The 25,259-nt window shown below is 72.8% G+C and carries 24 protein-coding genes; 10 read left to right on the top strand and 14 right to left on the bottom strand.

Annotated features, from left to right (window positions below; all coding sequences use genetic code 11):
- Position 1 precedes the first annotated feature (1 nt).
- The 6 genes from dnaK to QF034_RS34070 form a co-directional block, all read right to left on the bottom strand.
- Positions 2-1,867 (bottom strand): molecular chaperone DnaK, encoded by a 1,866-nt coding sequence (gene dnaK / locus QF034_RS34095; protein ID WP_307178529.1) that lies wholly within the window; start codon positions 1,865-1,867, stop codon positions 2-4.
- 59 nt (positions 1,868-1,926) lie between these two features.
- Positions 1,927-2,667, bottom strand: coding sequence for a glycerophosphodiester phosphodiesterase family protein (locus tag QF034_RS34090; protein WP_307178528.1), 741 nt, complete (start codon positions 2,665-2,667; stop codon positions 1,927-1,929).
- Positions 2,664-4,046 (bottom strand): hypothetical protein, encoded by a 1,383-nt coding sequence (locus QF034_RS34085; RefSeq protein ID WP_307178527.1) that lies wholly within the window; start codon positions 4,044-4,046, stop codon positions 2,664-2,666. The genes QF034_RS34090 and QF034_RS34085 overlap by 4 nt, the downstream gene beginning before the upstream one ends.
- Positions 4,047-4,170: 124 nt before the next feature.
- A complete protein-coding gene (locus QF034_RS34080) occupies positions 4,171-4,599 on the bottom strand; it encodes an OsmC family peroxiredoxin (protein ID WP_037668927.1) in 429 nt (142 codons plus the stop codon).
- Positions 4,600-4,718: 119 nt separating this feature from the next.
- A complete protein-coding gene (locus QF034_RS34075; RefSeq protein ID WP_307178526.1) occupies positions 4,719-6,788 on the bottom strand; it encodes a phage holin family protein in 2,070 nt (689 codons plus the stop codon).
- A gap of 98 nt (positions 6,789-6,886) precedes the next feature.
- Positions 6,887-7,288, bottom strand: a complete 402-nt coding sequence (locus QF034_RS34070) for a hypothetical protein (RefSeq protein ID WP_307178525.1) — start codon at positions 7,286-7,288, stop codon at positions 6,887-6,889.
- 84 nt (positions 7,289-7,372) lie between these two features.
- Here QF034_RS34070 and QF034_RS34065 point away from each other — a divergent pair, with 84 nt between their 5' ends.
- Together QF034_RS34065 and QF034_RS34060 are read left to right on the top strand one after the other, a co-directional pair.
- Positions 7,373-8,146 carry an MBL fold metallo-hydrolase gene (locus tag QF034_RS34065; protein ID WP_307178524.1) on the top strand — a complete coding sequence of 258 codons (774 nt, stop codon included), beginning with the start codon at positions 7,373-7,375 and terminating at the stop codon, positions 8,144-8,146.
- The gene (locus tag QF034_RS34060; protein WP_370880904.1) at positions 8,143-8,796 is read left to right on the top strand and encodes a DedA family protein; all 654 of its coding nucleotides are present in this window, start codon (positions 8,143-8,145) and stop codon (positions 8,794-8,796) included. The genes QF034_RS34065 and QF034_RS34060 overlap by 4 nt, the downstream gene beginning before the upstream one ends.
- Positions 8,797-8,874: 78 nt before the next feature.
- On the opposite strand, the gene QF034_RS34055 is transcribed toward QF034_RS34060, so the two are convergent.
- From QF034_RS34055 to QF034_RS34040, 4 genes are all read right to left on the bottom strand, one after another.
- Complete coding sequence (locus tag QF034_RS34055) at positions 8,875-9,927, bottom strand: MBL fold metallo-hydrolase (RefSeq protein ID WP_307178523.1); 1,053 nt, start codon at positions 9,925-9,927, stop codon at positions 8,875-8,877.
- The gene (locus QF034_RS34050) at positions 9,924-11,171 is read right to left on the bottom strand and encodes an aminotransferase class I/II-fold pyridoxal phosphate-dependent enzyme (RefSeq protein ID WP_307178522.1); all 1,248 of its coding nucleotides are present in this window, start codon (positions 11,169-11,171) and stop codon (positions 9,924-9,926) included. The genes QF034_RS34055 and QF034_RS34050 overlap by 4 nt, the downstream gene beginning before the upstream one ends.
- 189 nt (positions 11,172-11,360) lie before the next feature.
- Positions 11,361-12,065: a hypothetical protein gene (locus QF034_RS34045; RefSeq protein WP_307178521.1), complete on the bottom strand. Its 705-nt coding sequence runs from the start codon at positions 12,063-12,065 to the stop codon at positions 11,361-11,363.
- A 138-nt stretch (positions 12,066-12,203) separates the two neighbouring features.
- On the bottom strand, positions 12,204-12,998 hold the full coding sequence (locus QF034_RS34040; RefSeq protein ID WP_307178520.1) for an RNA polymerase sigma factor SigF: 795 nt from the start codon (positions 12,996-12,998) through the stop codon (positions 12,204-12,206).
- Between the two features lie 244 nt (positions 12,999-13,242).
- Between QF034_RS34040 and QF034_RS34035 the strand changes: the two genes are divergently transcribed.
- Positions 13,243-15,036 (top strand): thiamine pyrophosphate-requiring protein, encoded by a 1,794-nt coding sequence (locus QF034_RS34035; RefSeq protein WP_307178519.1) that lies wholly within the window; start codon positions 13,243-13,245, stop codon positions 15,034-15,036.
- On the opposite strand, the gene QF034_RS34030 is transcribed toward QF034_RS34035, so the two are convergent.
- A complete protein-coding gene (locus QF034_RS34030; RefSeq protein WP_307178518.1) occupies positions 14,990-15,175 on the bottom strand; it encodes a hypothetical protein in 186 nt (61 codons plus the stop codon). The genes QF034_RS34035 and QF034_RS34030 overlap by 47 nt on opposite strands.
- Positions 15,176-15,334: 159 nt before the next feature.
- On the opposite strand from QF034_RS34030, the gene QF034_RS34025 reads away from it, so the two are divergent.
- From QF034_RS34025 to QF034_RS34005, 5 genes are all read left to right on the top strand, one after another.
- Positions 15,335-15,736: a DUF2795 domain-containing protein gene (locus QF034_RS34025; protein ID WP_307178517.1), complete on the top strand. Its 402-nt coding sequence runs from the start codon at positions 15,335-15,337 to the stop codon at positions 15,734-15,736.
- An 83-nt stretch (positions 15,737-15,819) separates the two neighbouring features.
- Positions 15,820-16,251, top strand: a complete 432-nt coding sequence (locus QF034_RS34020; RefSeq protein ID WP_307178516.1) for a CBS domain-containing protein — start codon at positions 15,820-15,822, stop codon at positions 16,249-16,251.
- Between the two features lie 20 nt (positions 16,252-16,271).
- Positions 16,272-16,991 carry a diguanylate cyclase gene (locus QF034_RS34015; protein ID WP_370880975.1) on the top strand — a complete coding sequence of 240 codons (720 nt, stop codon included), beginning with the start codon at positions 16,272-16,274 and terminating at the stop codon, positions 16,989-16,991.
- 5 nt (positions 16,992-16,996) lie between these two features.
- Positions 16,997-17,539: a type 1 glutamine amidotransferase domain-containing protein gene (locus tag QF034_RS34010; protein ID WP_307178515.1), complete on the top strand. Its 543-nt coding sequence runs from the start codon at positions 16,997-16,999 to the stop codon at positions 17,537-17,539.
- Entirely contained in the window at positions 17,539-19,641 is a 2,103-nt protein-coding gene (locus QF034_RS34005) for a catalase (RefSeq protein WP_307178514.1), read from the top strand. The genes QF034_RS34010 and QF034_RS34005 overlap by 1 nt, the downstream gene beginning before the upstream one ends.
- A 173-nt stretch (positions 19,642-19,814) precedes the next feature.
- Here the strand turns inward: QF034_RS34005 and QF034_RS34000 are convergent, their stop codons facing one another.
- Entirely contained in the window at positions 19,815-20,102 is a 288-nt protein-coding gene (locus QF034_RS34000; protein ID WP_010038687.1) for a DUF6158 family protein, read from the bottom strand.
- A 65-nt stretch (positions 20,103-20,167) separates the two neighbouring features.
- Here QF034_RS34000 and QF034_RS33995 point away from each other — a divergent pair, with 65 nt between their 5' ends.
- Positions 20,168-21,268 carry a baeRF2 domain-containing protein gene (locus tag QF034_RS33995; RefSeq protein ID WP_307178513.1) on the top strand — a complete coding sequence of 367 codons (1,101 nt, stop codon included), beginning with the start codon at positions 20,168-20,170 and terminating at the stop codon, positions 21,266-21,268.
- A gap of 31 nt (positions 21,269-21,299) precedes the next feature.
- Here the strand turns inward: QF034_RS33995 and QF034_RS33990 are convergent, their stop codons facing one another.
- Both QF034_RS33990 and QF034_RS33985 read right to left on the bottom strand, forming a co-directional pair.
- The gene (locus tag QF034_RS33990) at positions 21,300-22,919 is read right to left on the bottom strand and encodes an ATP-binding cassette domain-containing protein (protein ID WP_307178512.1); all 1,620 of its coding nucleotides are present in this window, start codon (positions 22,917-22,919) and stop codon (positions 21,300-21,302) included.
- A gap of 325 nt (positions 22,920-23,244) precedes the next feature.
- The gene (locus QF034_RS33985; protein WP_307178511.1) at positions 23,245-23,787 is read right to left on the bottom strand and encodes an MOSC domain-containing protein; all 543 of its coding nucleotides are present in this window, start codon (positions 23,785-23,787) and stop codon (positions 23,245-23,247) included.
- A gap of 92 nt (positions 23,788-23,879) precedes the next feature.
- On the opposite strand from QF034_RS33985, the gene QF034_RS33980 reads away from it, so the two are divergent.
- Entirely contained in the window at positions 23,880-25,202 is a 1,323-nt protein-coding gene (locus QF034_RS33980; protein ID WP_307178510.1) for a diacylglycerol/lipid kinase family protein, read from the top strand.
- Positions 25,203-25,259: the final 57 nt, after the last annotated feature.

Genomic DNA, 25,259 nt, shown 5'->3' with positions numbered 1-25,259 from the left:
ACTAGGCGGCGCCGCCCTTGTCGTCCCGCCGGTCCTTCTCCTCGTCCACGATCTCCGCGTCGACGACGCCCTCCTCGTCCCGCGGGGCGCCGGAGGGCTCCTCGGTGGGTGTCTGCTGGGCCTGGGCGTACATCGCCTGGCCCATCTTCTGGCTGACCGAGGCGAGCTTCTCCACGCCGGCGCGCAGCGTGGCGGTGTCCGCCTGCTGCTCCAGCTGTCCCTTCACCTCGGTGATGGCGGACTCGACCTCGGTCTTCGTGTCGGCGGGGATCTTGTCGCCGTTGTCGCGGAGGAACTTCTCGGTCTGGTAGACGAGTTGCTCGGCCTGGTTGCGGGTCTCGGCGGCCTCGCGGCGCTTGCGGTCCTCCTCCGCGTACTGCTCGGCCTCGCGCATCATGCGGTCGATGTCGTCCTTGGGCAGGGCCGAGCCGCCGGTGACGGTCATCTTCTGCTCGCGGCCGGTCGCCAGGTCCTTGGCGGAGACGTGCATGATGCCGTTGGCGTCGATGTCGAAGGCCACCTCGATCTGCGGCACGCCGCGCGGCGCCGGCGGCAGGCCCGTCAGGTCGAAGACGCCGAGCTTCTTGTTGTACGTGGCGATCTCCCGTTCGCCCTGGTAGACCTGGATGCCGACCGAGGGCTGGTTGTCGGCGGCGGTGGTGAAGATCTCCGAACGCCGGGTGGGGATCGTCGTGTTGCGTTCGATGAGCTTCGTCATGATGCCGCCCTTGGTCTCGATGCCCAGGGACAGCGGGGTGACGTCGAGCAGCAGCACGTCCTTGACGTCGCCGCGGATGACGCCGGCCTGGAGCGCGGCGCCCACGGCCACGACCTCGTCGGGGTTGACGCCCTTGTGCGGTTCCTTGCCGGTGAGTTCCTTGACCAGGTCGGTCACCGCGGGCATCCGGGTCGAGCCGCCGACCAGGATCACGTGGTCGATCGCCGAGAGCTTCACCCCGGCGTCCTGGACCGCCTGGTGGAAGGGCGCCTTGCAGCGGTCCAGCAGGTCGGAGGTGAGTTCCTGGAACTGGGCGCGGGTCAGCTTCTCGTCGAGGTGCAGCGGCCCCTCGGCGGAGGCCGTGATGTAGGGCAGGTTGATCGTCGTCTCGGTGGAGCTGGACAGCTCGATCTTGGCCTTCTCGGCGCCCTCGCGCAGCCGCTGCACCGCCATCTTGTCGCTCGCCAGGTCGACGCCGTACTGCCCCTTGAAGCGCTTGACCAGGTACTCGACGACCCGCTGGTCCCAGTCGTCGCCGCCGAGGTGCGTGTCGCCGTTGGTGGCCTTCACCTCGATGACGCCCTCCCCCATCTCCAGCAGCGACACGTCGAAGGTGCCGCCGCCGAGGTCGAAGACGAGCACCGTCTGGTCGTTCTCCTTGTCCAGGCCGTAGGCGAGGGCAGCGGCCGTCGGCTCGTTGATGATCCGCAGCACCTTCAGGCCCGCGATCTCCCCGGCCTCCTTCGTGGCCTGCCGCTGGCTGTCGTCGAAGTAGGCCGGGACGGTGATCACCGCGTCGGTGACGTCCTCGCCGAGGTAGGACTCCGCGTCCCGCTTCAGCTTCTGCAGCACCCGAGCGGACAGCTCCTGCGCCCGGTAGCGGGTGCCGTCGATGTCGCCGTCGCCGGGGAAGCGCCAGTGCGCGTCGCCCATGTGCCGCTTGACCGAGCGGGCGGTGCGGTCCACGTTCGTCACGGCCTGCCGCTTGGCCACCTCCCCGACCAGCACCTCGCCGTTCTTGGCGAACGCCACGACCGAGGGTGTGGTCCTGGCCCCCTCCGCGTTGGCGATGACGGTGGGCTCGCCGCCCTCCAGCACGGCGACCACCGAGTTCGTGGTTCCGAGGTCGATCCCGACCGCACGTCCCATCGCTGTCCCCTTCCGCCAGGGCGCTCTCACTTCCAGCACAAAACCTGAGTGCGCTGTTGTCAATGGCGCGAGGGGGTGACCGGCCCGCGGAGCGCCACGGCCCGCCGGGGCCGGTCGGTGACGAGCACGTCCACGCGCGGGTGGGCGAGGAAGGCCCGCATCAGGGTGTCGTCGTTGACCGTCCACACCATGGTGAACAGGCCGCGCCGGGTCGCCTCGCGCAGCACGGTGGTCCTGGCCAGCCGCTGGTGCACGGCGACGCCGTGGGCCCCGCAGGCCCGGATGCGGCGGGCCGGGAACAGCTCGCTCAGCCGGGTCCCGGGCAGCCGGGCCAGGGCCAGCTCCCGGCGGTCGCGCCCCAGGGACAGCGCGGTACGCACCCCGGGGAAGCCCTGTGCGACGGCGGCCACGGAGCAGTCCTCCAGCGACGTCACGACGAGCCCGTCCACGCCGAGCAGCGCCACCGCCCGGTCGATCACCTCCCGCTCGTAGCCGGCCTCCTTCAGGTCCAGGTGCGCCACGAGCTTCCCGGCGATCAGCGCCATGACCTCGTCCACCACCGGCACGTCGTAGCCGGCCCGCTCGCTCAGCTCGGCGTGCGTGAGCGTGGCCAGCGGCGGCCCGGCGGGCCCGACCCGGGGGTCGTGGTAGACGGCGAGGACGCCGTCCTTCGTGCGGCGGATGTCGAACTCGGCGTACTCCGCGCCGGACTCCAGCGCGTCCTCGTACGCCTGCCAGGTGGCGGGTCCGGCGCGCTCGGAGCCGCCGCGGTGGGCGGAGACGGCGGGGCGGGGCGTCATGGTCGTCGGCTCCCGGAGGGCGAGCGCGGAGGCGGAACGGGGACGGCGGCGTCGTCGGGGGCCGGCAGCAGCGAGCCGGAGCGGGTGCTGATCCGTCTGAGCAGGACGTAGCCGATCAGGACCAGGATCACGAAGGGGAGCCAGGCCAGCGCGTAGGCCGGGGCGTAGGCGCGCAGGTCGAGGATGGAGCGGTGCTCGTCGACGTTCGTACCGTTCACGCCGAAGAAGGCCAGCAGCAGGGTGGGCGGCAGGGCGATCAGCGTGGCGGCGGCGACCAGGCCGGAGACGGTGCGGTCCCGGCGGTCGTCGCGCTCGGCGAGTTCGGCGTCCAGGGCGGCGGAGCGGGCGCTGATCACCGAGGTCAGGCGCTCGACCATGCGGGCCGAGTTCTCCAGGCTGTCGCGGATGCCGAGCGCGTCGCGCAGCGAGGACTGGAACGCCTCGATGACCATCTCGGGGATCAGCAGGCTGTCGACGTAGGCCTCGACGCCGAAGGCGAGGTCCAGCTGGAGTTCGTTGACACCCGCGGAGAGGCGGGAGATCAGGGAGCGGATCTCGGTGGGCGAGTCGGTCAGGGCCTGCTCGTTGGCCTTCATCGTCGCGAAGGCGGCGAGCCGGGTGCGCTGGAGCGCGGCCAGGGCGGAGATCATGCCGATCGCGACGAGCATCAGGCCGTTCTCGACGTGCGGGGCCCAGCCGGCCTGGACGGAGACGCCCCGGCCGAGCGCGGACAGGGTGACGCCGTGGTTCCTGAGGTGTGGCGCGAGGCTCGCGTCATAGGGCGTGGCGGGGTTCCAGGGCATCCGGCCGCGGTAGACGATCTCGTTCAGCAGGATCGCCTTGCGGGCCTCGTCGGCGCTGAGCAGCTCGCGCTGTAACCGGCCGCCGGGGAAGACCAGTTGGTGCACGTTCTGGCCGAGGGCGAGCGGCCGGCCGAGCTGGTCGGTCAGTGCTGTCAGGAGCGGACGGTCGTCGAGTTCGATCCGCTCCCGGTCGAAGCAGGTGGTGGCCAGCCAGGCGGCGAGGTCGCCGGCCGTGGTCTCGCCCGCGAAGGCGCAGTCGACGACGAGGGTGGCGTCGCCGCGCGGGGTGGTGACGACGAGGATCCGCAGGGACGCGAGGCCCAGGCCGTGGTCGCCGTGCGGCAGCCGCAGCCGGCGGGGCGCGATCTGTTCGTCCAGCATCGGGACGGGCAGGACGTCCTGGCTGGTCATCAGGTGGGAGGCGAAGCGACCGTAGTCGTAGCGGTCGACGAGGGCGCCGAGGGCGGTGTCGCGGGGGCGGAGCCGGCCGGAGAGGCTGAACAGCAGCAGGACGCGGGTCCGGTCACGGGTGGCGGAGTCGAGCGCCGTCGCGCTGGTGGACGTTCCCGGCAGCATCGCGTTCCTTCCGGACCGTCGGCGGCAGAGCGTCTGGTTCATACCCCGGGCATGGACGGCGAACCGGCGACGTCGCGCGGGCCCGGCCCTGGTGGGCGGGCCCGCGCGAGGTGGGTGGGGCAGGTCAGGCGAGCTTGGCGGTCAGGGTGATGGGCGTGGCCTTGAGGGCCTGGCTGACCGGGCAGCCGACCTTGGCCTCCTCGGCGGCGGCGAGGAAGGCCGCCTCGTCCATGCCGGGGACGGTGCCCTCGACGGTGAGGTGGATGCCGGTGATGCCCTCGCCGGGCTGGAAGGTGACGTCGGCGGAGGTCACCAGCTTGGTCGGCGGGGTGCCGGCCTTGTCGAGGATGTTGGAGAAGGCCATCGAGAAGCAGCTGGAGTGGGCGGCGGCGATCAGCTCCTCCGGGCTGGTCTTCCCGCCCGGCTCCTCGGTGCGGGCCGCCCAGCTGACCGGCTGCTCGGCGAGGATGCCGGAGGAGTCGAAGGTGACGACGCCGTTGCCCTTGAACAGGTTGCCTTCCCACACGGTGTGTGCGGAGCGCGTGGCTGCCATGACGCATCCTTTCGATGAGTATCCGGAACCGCGACCGGGTTCCTGGCCCCCATCCGATCACACTCCCGCTCGGAGCACGCGGAAGACCGGCCCTCGGACGCCGAGCGGCAGCCGCGCTGTCAGGCGGCGCGCTCCTCGCTGGTCTCCAACGGCACCTGCGGGCCGTCCGACTCGCGCATCCAGCGGCGCAGGACGCGGTGGACGTGTTCGGCGCCGACGAGTTCCTCCCCCTCGGCGACCGGCGCGGAGAAGCCGAGCGGCGACAGCAGGAAGGGCTTGCCCTGTTCGCCGCCGAGGCCGCCGTGCGAGCCGATCTGCTCCTCGAAGGCGAGGACTTCGCCGTCGGCGGGGTCGTGGAAGGAGTTGACCATGATGTCGGCGGTGTGCGGGAAGGAGTGCGTACGGCGTACCGCGTCGGCGGCGCCCGGGCCGAACGCGGCGAGGGGGCCCGGGTTGTCGTCGAGGTCGGCCAGCGGTATCTCGGCGCCGTAGGCGCCGAGGACGACCCCGCCGTGCTCGTCGCTGCGGACCAGCAGGAAGCCGATGCCGGGGTGGTTGGCGAGGGTCGGCAGCAGCGCGGGGTGGCGGGCGTCGATCTCCTCCTTGCTCATGCGGTGCGTGACGTCCGGGAAGGAGACCAGGCCGAGGTTGCCGGAGGCCAGCACGATCGGCTCCGAGCGGCGTGTGGGGCGGTGCCGCTCGCCGCCCTCCTCGACCGGTATGCGCAGGGCGGCGCGCACGGCGGCGCGGGCTTCCGCCCCGCTGCGGGTGCGCTCCGCGCGGCGCGGCACGGGCAGTCCGCAGCCCGCCCGCACCAGGTCGCCGAGGGTGAGGCCGTAGCGGGAGCGGAACGTCTCGCCGGGGCTCTGGCCGTGGTCGGACAGCACGACGATCCGGTACGGGCGCGGGGCGTGCTCGGTGACGTTCTCGATGAGGGCGAGGGAGCGGTCGAGGCGTTCGAGGACCTTCCGCGCGTCGCGGCTCGCCGGGCCGGAGTGGTGGGCGACCTCGTCGTAGGCCACGAGGTCGGCGTAGACGGCGGTGCGGCCGGCGAGCATGTCGCCCGTCACGGCGGCCACGACGACGTCCCGCTCGACGACGGTCGCGAAGGCCCTCACGAGCGGGTAGAGGCCGCCGCGGGAGACGCGCGGGCGCTGCTTGCCGAGGCGGGCCCGGGTGGACTGGCCGATCTCCCGGCCCACCTCGGCGACGAAGGACAGGGCCGTGCGCACGGCGTTGGCCGGGTCGGAGAAGTAGGCGAAGTAGCCCGCGCGGGAGCGGTTCTCCCGGCTGCGGCGGGCGGCGACGGACAGCACGAGGGCCTGCTGCTCGGCGCCTCCGCTGAACAGGTTGCCGCGGCTGGCGCCGTCGACGGCGAGCAGGCCGCCGTGCCCCGCGTATCCGACGGCGCGGCGCTGGAGATCGGCGGCGCTGGTCGGGCGGTTGCAGACGACGACCTCGCGGGTGTCCTTCTCGTACCAGCGGAACGCGGGGACGTCGTGGTTGCTGCCGTGCAGGATGCCGAGCTGGCTGGCGCCGGTCTGGCTGGACCAGTCGGTGCGCCAGGGGGTGAGCCGGTGGGTGGGGCGGCCGCCGTCGCCGATGTCGAGCCAGCGGGCGACGGTGGGCATCAGGCCCTTGCCGACCGCGTCCAGCAGGACGTCGTGGCCGACGCCGTCGAGTTGCAGGAAGACGGTGCCCGGGCTGGACGGGCTGGGCGGTCCGGACCTGCGGCGGCGGTCGGAGAGGCGGTACAGCCTGCGGCGGTAGGCGTCGTCGTCGCGCACGGCCAGGGCGGCGCCGGTCGCGGACGCCACGGCGGACATCACGGCGGCGACCACGACGGCGGTCTCCGGGGCGACGGTGCCGCGCTCCCCGGGGTCCAGGCGCAGGGCGAGCAGCAGCAGCGCGCCGTTGAGGAAGAACACCAGCAGCCCGAGCACGAGCGCCGGTACGAGGAGCAGGAGCCGGACGAGCAAGGGCCAGACCACGGCCGACAGCAGACCGAAGGCGCCGGCGCCGAAGGCCGCCTTGACGGCGATGTCGGTCGCGCTGTCGCCGTCGGCCGAGCGGAGCCGGAAGTCGGGCAGGATCCCGGCGAGCACGAGCATGGTGAGGGTGGAGACCGCCCATACGGCGACGCTCCGCCCCACCTGACTGGCGACCCGCCGCCACCGCACGCCCCGCACGCCCCGCCACCTCACGTCCCGGCCCGTCCCGACCACGGGCTCTCACCCACAGTGCCACAACGGTCCGGCGACGCCCGGTGTCCCCCGGAACCGTCGCGTCAGCGCCCGTCGTAACCGGCGGTCGGCATCGACAGCCGGCGGTGCACGCACGCCTTCATCGCCGCGTCGTACGCCGGCTCCGCGCGCCCCACCGTCTCGACGCGTACCCCGCGCCGCGCGCACTCCGCGGTGAACTCCTCGACGGAGGCGAGCGCGCTCTCCAGCACTCTGCGGCTGGGTGCCACGAACAGGTCGAGGCCGGGGCGGACGCCGTCCCACAGCGCGCAGTGGTCGGGGCGCAGCCCCCGGACCAGTAACTCCCGGCTGATCACATAGCCCCGCTCGGCGGCCCAGCGGGCGCACATCGCGTGCTGGCTGCGGGAGTCGACCAGGAACGGATCGTCGTCGAGCTCCTCCAGCGGCGTCAGACTCGCGATCGCCGTGACCCGGACCGGCATCATGGCGTCCCCCCCTCACCTCCGGTTTCGCCGCCGACCCTACTCCTGCACGTAGGCTTCGGGGAGTCGCGCGAAGGGGGCAAAGAAGTGCCGGTGGAGATCACCTGGTGGGGTCACGCCACTTGCACGGTCGAGGACTCGAACGTACGCGTGCTCACCGATCCGCTGTTCGCACGCCGGCTCGCACACCTGCGCCGCCGGCGCGGGGATCTGCCGCCTCCCGGCGCCCACCGGGCGGATGTCGCGCTGGTCTCGCATCTGCACGCCGACCATCTGCATGTGCCGTCGCTGATGCGGCTCGATCCGGGCACGCGCCTGCTCGTGCCCCGGGGCGCGCGCCGTGCGGTGCCGGGTCTGCGCCGGCTCACGCACCTGCGGGTCAGCGAGGTGGCGCCCGGGGACGAGATCCCGGTCGGCGACATCGTCGTACGGGCCGTGCCCGCGCGCCACGACGGACGCCGGCTGCCCCTCGGACCCCACCGCTCCCCCGCGCTCGGCTACGTCGTGGCCGGCGAGGCCCGGACGTACTTCGCCGGGGACACGGGGCTGTTCGACGAGATGGCCGAGGAGGTCGGGCCGGTCGAGGTGGCGCTGCTGCCGGTGGGCGGCTGGGGGCCGTACCTGGGCGAGGGCCATCTGGACGCGGGCCGGGCGGCTCAGGCACTGGCCCGGCTGGCGCCGCGCAGTGCGGTGCCGGTGCACTACGGCACGTACTGGCCGATCGGGATGGACGCCGTGCGCCCCCACGAGTTCCATGCGCCGGGTGACGAGTTCGTACGGCTCGCGGCGCGGCACGCGCCCGGCGTGGCGGTGCACCGGCTCGGGCACGGGGAGAGCGTGCGCCTGGAGGTCGCGCGGTGATCTGGACCGCGCCGGTGGCGCAGGCCGCCGTGCCTCTGCTCGCGGTGTCGGCCGTCACCCCGGCGTCCGTCGTGCCGGAGTCGACGCAGCAGGCGATCGGTTATCCGACGCTTTTTCTGCTGGTACTGGTCGGGGCGCTGGTGCCGGTGATCCCGACGGGCGCGCTGGTGAGTTCGGCGGCCGTGGTCGCCTTCCACCAGACGGCGCCGTTCTCGCTGGCGATGGTGTTCGTGACGGCGTCGCTGGCGGCGTTCCTGGGCGACGCGGCGCTGTACTGGCTGGGGCGGCGCGGGATGAAGTCGAAGAACGGCTCGCGCTGGCTGGAGGCGATCCGGGCGCGGGCGCCGGAGGAGCGGCTGGAGCAGGCGCAGACGAAACTCGCCGAGCACGGGGTGGCCGTGCTGGTGCTGTCGCGGCTGGTGCCGGCGGGGCGGATTCCGGTGATGCTGGCGTGTCTTCTGGCGACGTGGCCGCTGCGGAGGTTTTCCCGGGGGAACCTGCCGGCCTGTCTGGCCTGGGCCGTGACGTACCAGCTGATCGGGATTCTCGGGGGGTCGTTGTTCGATGAGCCGTGGGAGGGTGTGGTGGCGGCGATCGGGCTGACGCTGGTGATCAGTGCGGTGCCGAGTTTGGTGCGGCGGGTTCGGTAGCGCCACAGGGGTAATGTCCGTCGTCGGAGCGCGGGTTGTGTGTGGCTGGTCGCGTAGTTCCCCGCGCCCCTGACATACCTAAAGGACCCTTGAAGCGCCTACCGGCATGTCCCAGAGGTTTTCTCGGGGGAGGCCTGTCTTTTCCCAGGCCTCGCGGACGCGGGTGAGGGGTTCCAGGACCGGCTCTGCCGACAGGACGAAGGTGGCCCAGTGCATGGGGGCCATTCTGGTCGCTCCCAGGTCCTGGGCCGCGCGGACCGCCTCCTCCGGGTCGCAGTGGACGTCGCTGAGCCACCAGCGGGGGTCGTAGGCGCCGATGGGGAGGAGGGCGAGGTCGATGCCGGGGTAGCGGCGGCCGATGCGGGAGAACCAGTGGCCGTAGCCCGTGTCGCCCGCGAAGTAGACGCGCTGCCCCTCCTGGTCGGTCAGGACCCAGCCGCCCCACAGGCTGCGGCAGGTGTCGGTGAGGGTGCGCTTGGACCAGTGGTGGGACGGGACGAAGTCGAAGCGGACGCCGTCCAGTTCGGCCGCCTCCCACCAGTCGAGCTCCGTGACACGGGTGAAGCGGCGGCGGTGGAACCAGCGGGCCAGGCCGGCCGGGACGAACACGGGGGTGTCACGCGGGAGTCTGCGCAGCGTGGGGGCGTCCAGGTGGTCGTAGTGGTTGTGGCTGATGACGACGGCGTCGACGCGCGGCAGCGCCTCCCAGGGGACGCCCACGGGGGTGATGCGGGCCGGGGTGCCGAGGATCCGGCGGGACCAGACCGGGTCGGTGAGGACCGTGAGCCCGCCGATGCGCAGGACCCAGCTGGCGTGTCCCGCCCAGGTCACGGCCACCGTGCGGGCGTCGACGCGGGGCAGCGGGCCGGGGGCGTAGGGAAGCCGGGGGATGTCGGCGAGGCCTTCCGGGCCCGGTCGCACGGCGCCCTCGCGGGCGAAGCGGGCCATGGCCCTCAGGCCGGGGAGCGGGGCGGTGAGCCGGTCGTGGAACGTGCGCGGCCACACCCGGCGTTCGGCCAGTGGTCTCGGCTCGGCCGGCGGCGGGTACGGGGGCGCGAGGGGGGACGGGAGGGCCGCGTCGCCGGCTTCCCGAGTGGTGGTGCTCGTGGTCGACTCGGACTGCTGCGTCATCGAGGAGGCTCCCATCGCTGAGCGTCGTCGCGGAGATCGTCGAAGGCCGATTTCAGTTGGATCAACGCGCGCTGCACGTGTGGCAGTTCCAACGGCGTGGGTGAGGTGAGGCCTTCCGCGCGTTCCGTGTCGGAGCCGGCCAGCAGTGCGCCGGTCGAGAGCCGCACGCGCGGGGCTTCGAGCTCGTCGCCGAAGCGGTGGCCGCCGGGGGCGGGCATGCCGAGGCGGGCGGCGAGGAAGTCCTCCAACTCCTGGGCGTCGCCGATGCCGTGCGCGCTCAGCGCGGGGCCCAGCGGAGCTAGGTCGACGTACAGATGGCGGCCGGCCTGCGGGGGCCGGGCGAGGGCGCCGGCCGCGATGACGGCGGCGTGCGCCTCGGCGGCCAAGCGCGCGTGCAGGCGCACGGCGGTGGCGACGCGCGCGGTGACGGGTTCGGGTTCCCCCAGCGCGTAGGCGGCCGCCGCGGCGACGGGGGCGGCGACCCGGGCGTCGAGCGCGGTGAGGACGTCGAGCACGCGCGCGTGGAGGCCGTCGGCGTCCTCGCCGGCCGGGAAGCGGGCCACCGCGGCCGGCCAGCCGGGCGGGAGGAGGGCACCGGCCAGGTCGGTGACGACGGTGACCCGGTCGGGCAGCATCTCGGCGGGGCTGAGCAGCACGGTGTCGTGCGGATCGTGCAGGGTGTCCCGCCAGGTCTCGTCGCTGACCAGGTGCAGGCCCTCCCCCTGGGCGGCCTCGACGGTCTCGTGCAGCAGCTCGGGAGGGGCGACGGTGGCCGTGGGGTCGTCGGCGACGGACAGCACGAGCAGGCGCGGGTCGCCCCCCTCGGCGCGGACCCGGCGCACGGTCTCCAGCAGGGCGTACGGGTCGGGCACCCCGCCGCTCTCCGGCGGGACCGGCACGTGGAAGGCGGGGCGCCCCAGCAGCCGGGCGTACGGCGCCCACCAGGCGGCGCAGGGTCTCGGTACGAGGACGTCACCGCCGAGGGCGGCGGTCAGGGCGAGCAGCAGCGCGGGCGCTCCGGGCCCGGCGGCCACCCGGCCGGGGGCGCAGTGCAGGCCGCGCCGGTCCCAGTAGCCGCAGGCGGCCTCCCGCAGGGTCTCTCCCCCGCCGACCGGCTCGTGGTCGCCCCGGGACGCCGCCGCCGCGAGCACGGCGGACAGCTCCGGCAGCACGGGCAGCCCGTCCTCGGGCAGCGGCGGCCCGAACCGGACGGGGCCGTGGCCTTGCGGGTCCGTCCGCCGCATCCGTACCTCCGCAGTGCCTGCTGCCGTGTCCTGTCGACCTCGCCCGTGCCCCGTCGCCCGTGCCCTCGGCCACTGAGTACCCATGGCGCGGTCGCCCCATGGGAGCCCGGCCGGGTTGTGACGGTCACAGCATGAGCGGGCCGGGCCGGGGAAGCGGGGGGCTTCCGGGACGGTGGTGCGCGCCGGGGCTCAGCGGTACAGCTCGCTCTCCCGGTTGCGCAGCCGGTGCACGGCGGCACCGAACGCGCCGGCGATCAGCACCCCGCCCGCGACCAGGGCGGGCACGGAGTCGGAGAAGGCACCGCCGTCGCCGGCGCGCACCCCGCGCTGGACGACCGCTCTCGCGCACTCGGTGGAGTGCTGCCACGGTTCGTCCCCCGGTTCGCCACCCGGTTCGTCGGGACAGGGCTTGTGGGCGGGCTCGTGCGTCGGCTGGTGGGACGGCTCATAGTGGCCACCGCCCCGGGCCACGGTGAACGTCGCGCTCCACGGCGTGCCCTCCCCGCCGGGAGCGGCCGGGCAGGTGCCGTCGACGGTCCACGCCGAGTCCTCGCCGAGGGCGTCGGGATCACCCTCGAAGTTCTCCGCGGGAGCGATGCGGGCCGTGCCCCGGTAGGCCGGGCCGGACACCTCGTCGTCGTTGCCGGTCACCTTGTTCAACGGGACCGTGCCCTCGTCGAAGGCCTGCGAGGTCGCGTCGATGCTGTCGGGCGGCGGCCCCCCGGTCGGATCACAGCTGACCGAGACGGTGACCGTGCCGCCGGGCTCCACGGTGGCCGGACTGACCTCCGCGGCGGGTTCGGCGGCGGGTTCGGCGGACACGACCGGAGCGAAACCGGCCAGGGCCGAGCCGGCCAGGACGGCGACGGAGAGTGCGTGGCGGGTGCGGCGCATGGCGGGGGCTCCTTCGGGCGACGACGGGATGGCCCTCTGCCATCACAGCCCGCCCGCTGGAACGCCGCGCGCGCCCGGACCCCATTAGCGGGACAGCACCCTCCAACCGGGTGAATCGATACGTCCCTCTCAGGGGCGCTACGCCACATCCCGCATGACCTGCTCCCGAACCCGACCGCAGCACCGGCTGATGAGCCGGGACACATGCATCTGCGAGATCCCCAGCTCCTCCGCGATCCGGCTCTGCGTCATGTCCCCGAAGAACCGCATGTACAGAATCGCCCGCTCCCGCTCCGGCAGCGCCGCCAGCCGCGACTTCACCGCCTCACGGTCCACGACCGTGTCCAGCGCCGGATCGGGCGACCCGAGCGCGTCGCTCAGGGAGTACCCGTCCTCGCTGCCGGGCAGCTCCGCGTCCAGGGACAGGGCCGTGAAGCTCTCCAGGGCCTCCAGGCCGGTCTTGACCTCCTCCTCGCTCAGCTTCGCGTGCTCGGCGATCTCCGCCACGGTGGGCCGCCGGCCTGAGATGGTCTGGGACAGGTCCTGGGAGGCGAACCGGACGCGATTGCGCAGGTCCTGGACCCGGCGAGGTACGTGCAGGGTCCACATGTGGTCCCGGAAGTGCCGCTTGATCTCGCCGGTGACGGTGGGCACGGCGTAACTCTCGAAGGCGTTGCCGAGCTCGGGATCGTACCGGTCGACGGCCTTGACCAGGCCGAGGGCCGCGACCTGGCGCAGGTCCTCGAAGCTCTCGCCGCGGCTGCGGAAGCGTCCGGCGAGCCGGTCGGCCATGGGCAGCCAGGCCTCGACGATCTCGTCGCGGAGCGCGTCGCGCTCGGGTCCTGCGGGCAGTGTGGCGAGCCTGCGGAAGGCGTCGGCGGTGTCGGGGGCGTCGTCGTGGGGGTGCTGCTTCGCGCTGGTGTGGATCGGCATGATGCGTCGCAATTCCCTTGCAGGTGCTCTGGGTTGGACGGTCACCGTGGGAGCGCATCGACTGGGTGCGGACCAGGAGCACCGGTGGCGGCGCGATTCGCCGCTCCCACGGACGTGCCTCCTGTCCGAAGCACTGAGGTGCGCCTGCCCCCGGCCCCCGCCCGCAAACCCGGAGAGGTTTTCCGCCGTCGCGCAGGGTGACTCGTACAGCTGGCTCTGTCCCCATACGTCCGGGAGGTCGTACATGAGCACCAAGGTCTCCGACCACGTCCTTGAGCGGCTGCGCGAGTGGGGGGTCGAGCAGGTCTTCGGCTACCCGGGCGACGGCATCAACGGCCTGCTCGCCGCATGGGGCCGGGCCGAGAACCAGCCCCGTTTCGTGCAGTCGCGGCACGAGGAGATGTCCGCGTTCCAGGCGGTCGGATACGCCAAGTTCAGCGGCCGTCTCGGAGTGTGCACGGCCACGTCCGGGCCGGGCGCGATCCATCTCCTGAACGGCCTGTACGACGCCAAGCTGGACCATGTCCCGGTGCTGGCGATCGTCGGCCAGACGCACCGCACCGCGATGGGCGGCTCCTACCAGCAGGAAGTGGATCTGCACACGCTGTACAAGGACGTCGCCTCCGATTTCGTGGAGACGGTGACCGTGCCGGAGCAGCTGCCGAACGTGCTGGACCGGGCGATCCGTACCGCGTACGCGCGCCGCTGCCCGACCGCGATCATCATCCCCGGCGATGTGCAGGAGCTCGACTACTCGCCGCCGACGCACGAGTTCAAGATGGTGCCCTCCAGCCTGGACCGCAGCTCGTGGACGGCCGTGCCGTCCGACGACTCGGTGCGGCGGGCCGCCGAGATCCTCAACTCCGGTGACAAGGTGGCGATCCTGGTCGGCCAGGGTGCGGCCGGCGCGCGGGCCGAGGTGGAGCGGATCGCCGAGCTGCTCGGCGCCGGTGTCGCCAAGGCGCTGCTCGGCAAGGACGTCCTCAGCGACGAACTGCCGTACGTCACCGGCTCGATCGGCCTGCTGGGCACGCGTCCGTCGTACGAGCTGATGCGGGACTGCGACACGCTGCTGACCATCGGGTCGTCGTTCCCGTACACCCAGTTCATGCCGGAGTTCGGCAAGGCGCGCGGCGTGCAGATCGACATCGACCCGCACATGGTCGGGATGCGCTACCCGTACGAGGTGAACCTGGTCGGCGACGCGAAGGCCACGCTGGAGCGGCTGATCCCGCTGATCGAGGAGGGCCGCGGGCGCGAGTGGTACGACACGGTGTGCGCGAACGTGACGCGCTGGCGTGAGGTCATGGAGCGCCGGGCGGGACTCGACGCCGACCCGATCAACCCGGAGTACGTGGCCCGCGCCCTGGACCCGCTGCTGCCGGACAACGCGATCGTCGCCTCCGACTCGGGTTCGACGGCCAACTGGTACGCGCGGCACCTGACCATGCGGCCGGGCATGCGGGGCTCGCTCTCCGGCACGCTGGCGACGATGGGCTGCGGGGTGCCGTACGTGATCGGCGCGAAGTTCGCGCACCCGGACCGGCCCGCGATCGCGCTGGTGGGTGACGGGGCGATGCAGATGAACGGGATGGCGGAGCTGATCACGGCGGCGAAGTACCGCCACCAGTGGGAGGACCCGCGGCTGGTGATCGCGGTCTGGAACAACCAGGATCTGAATCAGGTCACGTGGGAGATGCGGGCCATGGAGGGCGCGCCGCAGTTCCTGCCGTCGCAAGCGATCCCGGACGTGCAGTACGCGGCGTTCGCGCGTTCCCTGGGGCTGACCGGCATCCGGGTGGAGAAGCCGGAGGACGTCGAGGCGGGCTGGCGTGCCGCGCTGGAGGCGGACGGTCCCGCGGTGGTCGAGTTCCTGACCGATCCGGCCGTTCCACCGATCCCGCCGCACGCCACCTGGGAGCAGATGGAGGCGACCGCCGCGTCCATCCTGAAGGGCGACTCGGACCGGGGATCGGTGGTCAAGCAGGGCTTCAAGGCGAAGATGCAGGAGTTCCTGCCGGGGCGCGAGAAGAAGTAGCGGTCGCCGCCGCCGGGGACACGCCGGCCGGTTCGCGCCGGCCGGTGTCGTCCTGTGGCAGCAGCAGTTCCTCGTAACGGCCCAGCAGCACCACCACTCCGAGCATGAGCAGCGGAAGCAGCACAGCGAGCATCGCCATGGCGTGTCCTTCCCCAGAGAGGTGTGGGGGGTGTGATCCGGGTCTCCCGCAGGCGGTGGCGCAAACCCGTGCGGAGGGCACCGATCCGGGGTGGCGAACCCGTGTCGGCCCGCGGTGTTCGGGTACGCGGTGCGGACCCCCGACCGTCTGGAGGGAGAAATGCAGCGAGGCAGTGACCGGCTGAGCGTCCATCGTGACGACGAGATGAAGCATGAACTCCAGGGGCTGCTCAGGTCAGGGCACCCCACCCGCAGCGAGGAGTGGCACGACCCGGAGCCGGCTGCCGAGGACGACCCCGAGGTCGCGCGCGGGCCGGTGACGCCGAGCCGTGCGCCGACGTCCCTGGAGTCGGTACGCCTGGAGCTGGCCCGGATCCTGGGCCGCAGGGCGTTCCCGGCGAGCGCGCGCGACCTGGCCCGCGAACTGCGCGGCCACCAGGCGCCCGACGCCCTCGTCGAGTCCCTGGAGCGGCTGCCGCGCCAGGAGCGCTACGGCAATGTCCAGGAGCTGGCCCAGGCTCTGGTCCGGGCCCGGGAGACGGGACCGGAGGAGTACGCGTAGGGACCGCGCCGGGGGCACCGCGGGCGGGCCGGCCCGCCCGCGGTGCCCCCGCCGGCCGGGGAACGGAGGGAGGGCCCTCAGTGATGGCCGAGTTGGTGAAGGACGTGATGACCCCGGGTGTGGTCGCCGTACGCCCGGACGCCTCGCTCGTCGAGGCGGCGCAGTTGATGCGCACCCAGAACATCGGCGACGTGGTGGTGGCCGACGGGCAGGACGTGATCGGCGTGCTCACCGACCGTGACATCACGGTCCGGGCGGTGGCCGACGGTGCCGACCCGATGACGGTGAGCGCGCAGTCGGTGTGCACCCCGGATCCGGTGACGGTGACGCCGGACGAGCGGGTGACGACGGCGGCCGCGCTGATGCGCGAGCACGCGGTGCGCCGCCTGCCGGTGGTGGAGAACGGGCTGCCGGTCGGAATGGTGAGCCTCGGCGACCTGGCCGAGGCCGAGGACCCCGCGTCGGCGCTCGCCGACATCAGCCGCGCCGAGCCGGACGCCCGGGGTGATGTGTGAGCACCGACCAGGCGAAGGAGATCAGTGCCAGTGGCGATGGGGGTCCCCCCGCGCGAGCGAAGCCGAGCGTGGGGGAGGTGGACGTCGGTGACGCCACGACCCGTTATCTGCTGTACGGGCTGCTGCCCAGCTGGTTCGTGCCGGGGGTGGCCGACTGGGTGATGCACCGGCGGACCCGTATCGAGGAGACCGCGGGCACCAAGGAGTCATTGATCCTCCCCCACTGCCTTAAGGGCGTGGGAGGTGCCCCCACGCTGATGATGGCCGAGGTCGGCCTCCCGATCGCGCTGACGCTGCGCTACGAGGTCAACCCGCTGCTGCTGAGCGTGCAGCTGGGCGGCGCCGCCGTGCACGAGGCGACGGCGCTGTGGGACGTCCGTACGGCCGTCGAGAGCGAGCGGGAGGTCAAGCCGGTCGAGCAGCACATCCACAGCTTTCTGGAGTCGCTGCCGTTCGCGGCGCTGGCCTCCCTGATGTGCCTGCACGCCGACCAGGTGAAGTCGCTGTTGCGCGGCGGCCGCGGGGATCCCGACGCGTGGCGGCTGGTGCCGCGCCGCAGGCCGCTGTCGCGCGGCTATCTGGCGGGCATCGCCGCGGCGATCGGCACCTGCGTGCTGCTGCCGTACGGCGAGGAGTTGCTGCGGTGCGTGCGTACGGGCCGCAGGAACCGCAAGAACGACAAGAACGCGAGGAGCGACGCGGCGCGCTGGAGCCCCGCACGCTCCGGGAAAGGACGTTGAACATCATGCGTATCGCATTTCTGATCGCACCCGAGGGCGTCGAGCAGGTCGAGCTGACCGATCCGTGGCAGGCCGCGAAGGACGCCGGCCACGAGCCCGTGCTGGTGTCGACGAAGCAGGGTGAGATCCAGGCGTTCAACCACCTCGACAAGGCGGACACCTTCCCCGTGGACGAGGTCGTGGGCGAGGCCGCGCCGGGCTCGTTCGGTGCTCTGGTGCTGCCGGGCGGCGTGGCCAACCCGGACTTCCTGCGGATGGACGACAAGGCCGTCGCGTTCGTCCGGGACTTCTTCGAGCAGGGCAGGCCCGTGGCCGCGATCTGCCACGCGCCGTGGACGCTGGTCGAGGCGGACGTCGTACGCGGCCGGGTGCTGACCTCGTGGCCGAGCCTGCAGACCGACATCCGCAACGCGGGCGGCACCTGGGTCGACGAGCAGGTGAAGGTGTGTGATCACGGTGCCAACAAGCTGGTCACCAGCCGTAAGCCGGACGACCTGAAGGCGTTCTGCGAGACCTTCCTCGACGTCTTCGCCGAGGAGGCCGCCTGATGGCCTCGCCCGCCGACCGGAAACAGGAACAGCGCGAGGCCTCCAAGGCGGACGATCCGGCCGGCGGGCCGCTCACCACCGACCAGGGAGTCGAGGTCGATCACACCGACGACTCCCTGGCGGCGGGCGAGCGCGGTCCGACCCTGATGGAGGACTTCCACTTCCGCGAGAAGCTCACCCGCTTCGACCACGAGCGGATCCCGGAACGGGTGGTGCACGCCCGGGGCGCGGGCGCGTACGGCTATTTCGAACCGTACGAGTCCTGCGCGGAGTTCACCCGTGCGGCGTTCCTCCAGGACCCGGCCGTGCGGACGCCCGTGTTCGTACGGTTCTCGACCGTGCAGGGCCCCAAGGGCTCGGCGGACACCGTGCGGGACGTGCGCGGCTTCGCGACCAAGTTCTACACATCGGAGGGCAACTACGACCTGGTCGGGAACAACTTCCCGGTCTTCTTCATCCAGGACGGCGTCAAGTTCCCCGACTTCGTGCACGCGGTGAAGCCCGAGCCGCACAACGACATCCCGACGGGCGCGTCCGCGCACGACACCCTGTGGGACTTCGTGTCGCTCCAGCCCGAGACGCTGCACGCGATCATGTGGCTGATGTCCGACCGGGCGATCCCGCGCAGCTACCGCATGATGCAGGGCTTCGGCGTGCACACCTTCCGGTTCGTGAACGCGGACGGCAAGGGCACGTTCGTGAAGTTCCACTGGAAGCCGCGGCTCGGCGTGCACTCGCTGGTGTGGGACGAGGCGCAGGAGTGCCAGGGCCGCGACCCGGACTTCAACCGGCGTGACCTGTGGGACGCGATCGAGGCGGGCGAGTACCCCGAGTGGGAGCTGGGCGTGCAACTCGTGCCGGAGGAGGACGAGTTCGCGTTCGACTTCGATCTCCTCGACCCGACGAAGATCATCCCGGAGGAGCAGGTGCCGGTGCGGCCGATCGGCCGGATGGTGCTGGACCGCAACCCGGAGAACTTCTTCGCGGAGACCGAGCAGGTCGCCTTCCACACGGCGAACGTCGTCCCCGGGATCGACTTCACCAACGACCCGCTGCTCCAGGCGCGGAACTTCTCCTACCTGGACACCCAGCTGATCCGGCTCGGGGGGCCCAACTTCTCGCAGCTGCCGGTGAACCGGCCGGTCGCGCCGGTGCGCAACAACCAGCGCGACGGCTACCACCAGAGCGCGATCCACTCCGGCACGAACTACTTCCCGAACTCGCTCGGCGGGGGCTGCCCGGCCCACGCGGGCGCCGGGGGAAGTGCGTACACGCATCACGCCGAACGGGTGGACGGCCACAAGATCCGGCGCCGCAGCCCCAGCTTCCAGGACCACTACAGCCAGCCGGCGATGTTCTGGAACAGCATGGCGGACTGGGAGAAGCAGCACATCGTCGAGGCGTTCCGGTTCGAACTCGGCAAGGTGGGCGCGATGACCGTGCGGGCGCGTACGGTCGAGCACCTGGCCAAGGTCGACGGGGAGCTGGCGGTGCAGGTGGCGCGGGGCGTCGGGGTGCCGGAGCCGTCCGCAGCCGAGGCCGCGTCCAAGTCGGCCTCGCCCGCGCTCAGCCTGGAGTCGCTGCGCGGGGACGGTTCGATCCGGACCCGGCAGATCGCGGTGCTCGTCACCGACGGGGTGGACGCCGAGCAGATCACCTCCGTGCGGGAGCGGCTGGCCGCCGAGGGGGCGATCGTCGAGGCCCTGGCCGCGACGGACGGGACGATCAAGGGGTCCGACGGTGAGACGTACGCGGTCGACCGTGCGCTGCCGACCGTGGCGTCCGTGCTGTACGACGCCGTGCTGCTGCCCGGCGGGCCCGTCGGCACCCCGCCGACGGCGGCCGACCCTGACGCGGTGCGGTTCGTGCGGGACGCCTACCGGCACGGCAAGCCGGTGGGCGCGCTCGGCTCGGGCGTGGGCGTCCTGTCGGCGCTGGAGCCCGAGGGGCTGAGGCTGTCGACGGAGTTCCACCGCGTGGTCACGGACCAGGGGGTGGTGACGGACACGTCGCCGGGTCCGGCGAGCGAGGAGTTCCTGAATGCGCTCTGCGCCGCGATCGCGGCGCACCGGCATTGGGGACGGGCGCCGGTGCGGCACTGAGCCGGGGGCCGGGACTGGGCCGGGCCGCGCTTGTGGGGGCGCGGTCCGGCTCGCTTTGTGCGCGCTTGGTGCTGCGCGGAGCGTCTCGTGTTGTGCCGGTGCCTGCCGAGGCGTGTGTAACCGTGCCGGCCGGGTTGCGTCGGTGCGGGCCGGGGCGTGTGGGTGCCAGGGGTTCAGGTGCCGGGGGTCGTGGGGGTCGTCGACTCCCCGCTTCCCCGCTCCCGGGCCCCTTCGCGGGTGCGGCCCGCGGCCACCGGGCGGCGCGGGTTGCGGCGCAGGAACTCGCCCTCCAGCTGCGCCATGCGCTCGTTGTGGGCCCGCAGCGCGTCGTTCGAGCCGTAGAGCAGCGTGTCGTGGCGCGTGCGGTGGATGGTCTCCAGCTCCTTCATGAGCTGCTGGTCGTCCAGCCGGTCAGGGTCCACTCCGGTCATGGTGTTGCCCCGCTCGTCGTGTTCGTTCATGTGGTCCGGGTACCCGCCCCGGGAGCAACTGAGCACTACCCCCGAGCGGCATCCGGGAGGGAGCCATGGATCTCGCCTTTCTGCACCCACTGTACGAACACCCCGGGCCTTGGGCCTCGGTGTACGTCGACACCTCCCGGCATACGGAGGCCACCCCCCACGAGCGGCAGCTCACGGCCCAGGCGATGGCCAGGCAGCTGGCCGACCAGGGCGCGGACGAGGCGACCTGCCGGGCCGTGCAGAGCGCGATCGAGGACCTGCGGCACTCTTCGGAACCGCACGGCCGGGCCCTGTTCGCCCGCGCCGGCGAGGTGGTCCTCGACCCGCCGCTGGCCCGTCCCCCGCAGGGCGGCGACTGGGCCGAATGGGCCCCGCTGCCGCGTGTGACGCCGCTGCTGGAGCTGGCCGGCGAGGACCCCGTGTGCGTGGTCGCGTACGTCGACCGCAAGGGCGCCGACTTCGAGCTGCGCAGCGCACTGGGCCGCGAGGGCGCCGGAAGCGTCACCGGGCGCCAGTGGCCGGTGCACCGGACGAGCTCCGTGGACTGGTCCGAGCGGCATTTCCAGCTGCGGGTGGAGAACACCTGGGAGCACAACGCCGCGGAGATCGCCGACGCGCTCGCCGTGTGCCAGGAGGAGACCCGCGCCGACCTGCTGATTCTCGTCGGCGACGACCGTGAGCGGCGGTCCGTGCACGAGCGGCTGCCCAAGCGGCTGCACGGCCTCGTCGTCGAGGCGCCGCACGGCAGCGGCAGCCGGCTCCTCGACGAGGACGTGGAGCGGGCCCGCGCCGAACATGTGGCGCGGCAGGCCGAGGCGGAGCTGGAGCGGTTCCGGGCCGCCCGGAACCCGGACGACGAGGGCCGCGCCGGAGCCGTGGAGGGCGTGCCCGCGCTGATCGAGGCGGCGCGCGAGCGCCGTATCGACGAGCTGCTGATCAGGCCGGACGGGCCGGACGCGCACCGTGAGGTGTGGATCGGCGAGGACCCGGACCAGGTCGCGGTGCGGCGTACGGACCTGAAGATCCTCGGCGAGCAGCACTCCTGGCCGGCCCGGGCGGACGACGCGCTGATCCGGTCGGCCGTGGCCACGGACGCGGCGGCACTGGCCGTGGCGGAGCAGGAGGTACCCGCCGGCGGACTCGGGGCGCTGCTCCGCTGGAAGTGAGCGGGGCGCTGGGCCCCCGACGAGCCGGGCCCTAGCGGGCCCGTTCCACCCTGCGTTCGTCCCAGACCGGGTCCGGGGTCTCCCGGACCCGGCCGTCGCTGCCGAAGACCAGGTAACGGTCGAAGGAGCGGGCGAACCAGCGGTCGTGCGTGACCGCGAGGACCGTGCCCTCGAAGGCTTCCAGGCCTTCCTGGAGTGCCTCCGCGGACTCCAGGTCCAGGTTGTCGGTCGGCTCGTCGAGCAGCAGCGCCGTCACGCCCTGGAGTTCCAGCAGGAGGATCTGGAAGCGGGCCTGCTGGCCGCCGGACAGGCGGTCGAACGTCTGCTCGGCCTGGTTCGTCAGCTCGTAGCGGCGCAGCCGGGACATCGCCGCACCGCGGTCCTGTGCGTGTTCCTTCCACAGGATGTCGAGCAGTGTGCGGCCCTCCAGCTCCGGGTGCGCGTGGGTCTGCGCGAAGTGGCCGGGGACGACCCGGGCGCCCAGTTTCCAGGTGCCGGTGTGCGCCACGTCGCCGCCGGCGAGCAGGCGCAGGAAGTGGGACTTGCCGGAGCCGTTGGAGCCGAGGACGGCGACGCGTTCGCCGTAGAAGACCTCCAGGTCGAAGGGCTTCATCAGACCGGTGAGTTCGAGTCCTTCACAGGTGACGGCCCGGACGCCGGTGCGGCCGCCCTTGAGCCGCATCCTGATGTCCTGCTCGCGCGGCGGCTCGGGCGGCGGGCCGGCCTCCTCGAACTTGCGCAGCCGGGTCTGTGCGGCGGCGTATCGAGAGGCCATCTCATGGCTGACAGCGGCGGCTTGACGGAGCGTCAGCACCAGCTTCTTCAGCTGGGCGTGTTTCTCGTCCCAGCGCCTGCGCAGTTCCTCGAAGCGCTCGAACCGCTGTCGGCGGGCCTCGTGGTACGTGCCGAAGCCCCCGCCGTGCACCCACGCGTCGGCGCCCGCGGGGCCGGGTTCCAGGGAGATGATCCGCTGGGCGGCGCGGGCGAGGAGTTCGCGGTCGTGGGAGACGAAGAGGACGGTCTTGCGGGTCTCGGCGAGCCGTTCCTCCAGCCAGCGTTTGCCGGGGACGTCGAGGTAGTTGTCGGGCTCGTCGAGGAGGAGCACCTCGTCGGTGCCGCGCAGGAGGGCCTCCAGGACGAGCCGCTTCTGCTCGCCGCCGGAGAGGGTGCGGACCTGGCGCCACTGTGCCTTCTCGTAGGGAATGCCGAGCGCGGCCGTGGTGCACATGTCCCACAGCGTCTCCGCCTCGTAGCCGCGGGCCTCCGCCCAGTCGGAGAGGGCCTGGGCGTACGTCAGCTGGGCGGCCTCGTCGTCGACGGTCATGATGGCGTGCTCGGCTGTGTCCACGGCGTGGGCCGCCTCGCGGATGCGGGGGGTGGCGACGGACACGAGCAGGTCCCGTACGGTGCTCTCGTCGCGTACGGATCCGACGAACTGCCGCATCACGCCGAGTCCGCCGCCCACGGTGACGGTTCCGCCGTGCGGCTTGATCTCACCGGCGAGCATGCGGAGCAGGGTGGTCTTCCCGGCCCCGTTGGGCCCGACGAGGGCGACGACGGCCCCCTCCCCGACCCGGAACGACACATCACCCAGCAGCGCCCTTCCGTCGGGCAGGTAGTACTCCAGATGCGCTGCTTCCAGGTGACCCATGGTCGCGATTCTGCGCGGCGACCGACGCGCCGGGCAAACGCATTTCCGGTGGGGGTGCGCGTAGCGCCTACCGGAGGGCGGTGGGTCGGGGCCGCGCCGGGGGGTGTCCGTCCTCGGAACGGCGCGATGGGGTCGGACACCGACTGACCGTCCGTTGACGCGCCAACCGCTGCGGGCGGACACCCCCCGACACGTCCCCTTCCGTGCGTACGCGGGTGCGGGCGCGCTCAACTGCGGGCAGTCGTGCCGCTGGGGCGGCACGGGTGGGCATAGCGGCACCTCGTCGCGCCGGGCTGCGCACCCACCCGGCCCGGGCTACAACGGGTCAGACCCGCTCAAGAGGCCGGTGCGGCTCCGCTGGAAGTTCGACCGCTATCGCGTCGCCGGGGCGCACCACGCCTCCTTCCCGCACCACGCTCATGATCCCGGCCTTGCGGACGACGTTCCCCGCCTCGTCGCGCCCCACGACCCGCTTCAGCAAGCCGTCCTGGAAGTTGTCGATCTGGATACAAGGATTGCGCAGGCCGGTCACCTCCACGACCGCGCTGTCGCCGATGCGCAGCAGCGTGCCGGCCGGCAGACCGAGCAGATCGATGCCCCGCGTGGTGATGTTCTCGCCGAGTTCGCCGGGCGCCACCTTGAACCCTTCCTCACCGACCTCGGCGAAGAGTTCCTCGTGGATGAGGTGCACCTGGCGCAGATTCGGCTGGGTAGGATCCTGCGCGATGCGCGACCGGTGCTTGACCGTCACGCCGGCGTGCACGTCCCCCTCCACACCCAGCCCGGCGAGCAGCATGATGCTGTCCCGGTTCGGCTTGGTGAACGAGTACTCCCCGTTGCTGCTGACCGCTGTCACTCGCCCGCTCATACCTCGGTTCCCCCTCTTCGGTCGTGATGATCACCGCTGAGCCTGCCCGGGGACGGCCGGTGTGTCCACCCCCCTCCGGGTACCCGCACGGCATGACGCCCCCCGTCCTGCCCCGCCTGAGCCGCGGCGCTGACCACGGTGCCCTGTGGTTCGCGGCCGCCGCCGCCCTCGCGGCGACCCGCACCCCCCGTGCCCGCCGCGCGGCGACCCGCGGACTGGCCTCCCTCGGCCTCGCCTCCGCCACCGTCGGCGCCCTCGGGCTGAAGCGGCGGCCGGTCTCCCCCGCGTTCCCCTCCGGGCCCGCCGCGTCCGCCGCCGCCTTCGCGACCGGTGTCGCCCTGGAGTCCCCCGCCTGGGGCGCGGTCGTCGCCCCGGTGGCCGCCTCCGTCGCCCTCGCTCGCGTCGACAGCGGCCGGCGCGTCCCGAGCGACGTCCTGGCGGGTGCCGCCCTGGGCGCGGGTGCCGCGTTCGCCGTACGGGCCATGGTGCCCACGCGCGGCCAGGTCGCCCCGCCGGCCCGGCCCCGCGCCGACGTCCCGGCGCTGCCGGACGGCGAGGGGCTCGTGCTGGTGGCGAACACCGCCGCGGGGAGCGCCGAGCGGGTCCGTGCCCTGCGGGACGCCCTCCCCCGGGCCGAGGTCGTCGAGTGCGAGCCGGGAGACGTGCCCGCCGAGTTGGAGAAGGCGGCCACCCGTGCCCGGGTGCTCGGCGTGTGCGGCGGCGACGGCACCGTGAACGCCGCCGCCCGTGTCGCGCTCCGGGCCCGCCTGCCCCTCGCGGTGCTGCCGGGCGGGACCCTCAACCACTTCGCCTACGACCTGGGCATCGAGGACGTGCGCGATCTCGCCCGAGCCTTGCGTGCGGGCGACGCCGTGCGCGTGGACGTGGGCCGGTACGCCTGCGGCGGCAAGCGCGGCGTCTTCCTCAACACGTGCAGTGTCGGCGTCTACCCGGAGCTCGTGCGCGAGCGGGAGCGCTGGTCGCCCCGGATCGGCGGCTGGCCCGCCGGCGTGCTCGCGGCCCTGCGGGTGCTGCGGGCCGACCGGCACCCGCTGGAGGCCGAGGTCCAGGGCGGTACGCATCCGTTGTGGCTGCTGTTCGCCGGGAACGGCACCTATCACCGCATGGGGCTGGCGCCCGGGCGCCGGAAGGACCTGGCGGACGGGCAGCTCGACGTGCGGGTCGTGCACGGCGGTCGCCGGCCCGCGGTCCGGCTGCTCGCCGCCGCCCTCGCCGGGCCCCTGACCCGCTCCCCCGCCCACGCCGCCGTCCAGGTGGGACGGCTGCAGCTGGACCACGTGGCGCCCGGCACGCTCCTCGCATACGACGGTGAAGTCACCGAGGTGGAGGGCCGCGTGATCCTGGAGAAGCTGCCCGAGGCGCTGACCGTCTACCGGCCGATCCCGACTGGCTGACTCACTGTCAGTCCATATAGCGGGAATGCGGTCTCAATATGCGGCCGCACTGCGTAC

The organism is Streptomyces africanus (genome assembly GCF_030816955.1).
Taxonomy (GTDB): Bacteria; Actinomycetota; Actinomycetes; order Streptomycetales; family Streptomycetaceae; genus Streptomyces; species Streptomyces africanus.
This window is presented reverse-complemented; position numbering and strand designations above follow the sequence as displayed.

Bases quoted from the DNA above. Each gene is read 5' to 3' on its own strand.
- QF034_RS34010 (WP_307178515.1), top strand. From the start codon at position 16,997: ATGCGTATCGCATTTCTGATCGCACCCGAGGGCGTCGAGCAGGTCGAG.
- QF034_RS34070 (WP_307178525.1), bottom strand. From the start codon at position 7,288: ATGATGCCGGTCCGGGTCACGGCGATCGCGAGTCTGACGCCGCTGGAG.
- QF034_RS34000 (WP_010038687.1), bottom strand. From the start codon at position 20,102: ATGAACGAACACGACGAGCGGGGCAACACCATGACCGGAGTGGACCCT.
- QF034_RS33985 (WP_307178511.1), bottom strand. From the start codon at position 23,787: ATGAGCGGGCGAGTGACAGCGGTCAGCAGCAACGGGGAGTACTCGTTC.
- QF034_RS33990 (WP_307178512.1), bottom strand. From the start codon at position 22,919: ATGGGTCACCTGGAAGCAGCGCATCTGGAGTACTACCTGCCCGACGGA.
- QF034_RS34030 (WP_307178518.1), bottom strand. From the start codon at position 15,175: ATGGCGATGCTCGCTGTGCTGCTTCCGCTGCTCATGCTCGGAGTGGTG.
- dnaK (WP_307178529.1), bottom strand. From the start codon at position 1,867: ATGGGACGTGCGGTCGGGATCGACCTCGGAACCACGAACTCGGTGGTC.
- QF034_RS33980 (WP_307178510.1), top strand. From the start codon at position 23,880: ATGACGCCCCCCGTCCTGCCCCGCCTGAGCCGCGGCGCTGACCACGGT.
- QF034_RS34020 (WP_307178516.1), top strand. From the start codon at position 15,820: ATGGCCGAGTTGGTGAAGGACGTGATGACCCCGGGTGTGGTCGCCGTA.
- QF034_RS34035 (WP_307178519.1), top strand. From the start codon at position 13,243: ATGAGCACCAAGGTCTCCGACCACGTCCTTGAGCGGCTGCGCGAGTGG.
- QF034_RS34050 (WP_307178522.1), bottom strand. From the start codon at position 11,171: ATGCGGCGGACGGACCCGCAAGGCCACGGCCCCGTCCGGTTCGGGCCG.
- QF034_RS34055 (WP_307178523.1), bottom strand. From the start codon at position 9,927: ATGACGCAGCAGTCCGAGTCGACCACGAGCACCACCACTCGGGAAGCC.
- QF034_RS33995 (WP_307178513.1), top strand. From the start codon at position 20,168: ATGGATCTCGCCTTTCTGCACCCACTGTACGAACACCCCGGGCCTTGG.
- QF034_RS34090 (WP_307178528.1), bottom strand. From the start codon at position 2,667: ATGACGCCCCGCCCCGCCGTCTCCGCCCACCGCGGCGGCTCCGAGCGC.
- QF034_RS34085 (WP_307178527.1), bottom strand. From the start codon at position 4,046: ATGCTGCCGGGAACGTCCACCAGCGCGACGGCGCTCGACTCCGCCACC.
- QF034_RS34005 (WP_307178514.1), top strand. From the start codon at position 17,539: ATGGCCTCGCCCGCCGACCGGAAACAGGAACAGCGCGAGGCCTCCAAG.
- QF034_RS34040 (WP_307178520.1), bottom strand. From the start codon at position 12,998: ATGCCGATCCACACCAGCGCGAAGCAGCACCCCCACGACGACGCCCCC.
- QF034_RS34080 (WP_037668927.1), bottom strand. From the start codon at position 4,599: ATGGCAGCCACGCGCTCCGCACACACCGTGTGGGAAGGCAACCTGTTC.
- QF034_RS34045 (WP_307178521.1), bottom strand. From the start codon at position 12,065: ATGCGCCGCACCCGCCACGCACTCTCCGTCGCCGTCCTGGCCGGCTCG.
- QF034_RS34025 (WP_307178517.1), top strand. From the start codon at position 15,335: ATGCAGCGAGGCAGTGACCGGCTGAGCGTCCATCGTGACGACGAGATG.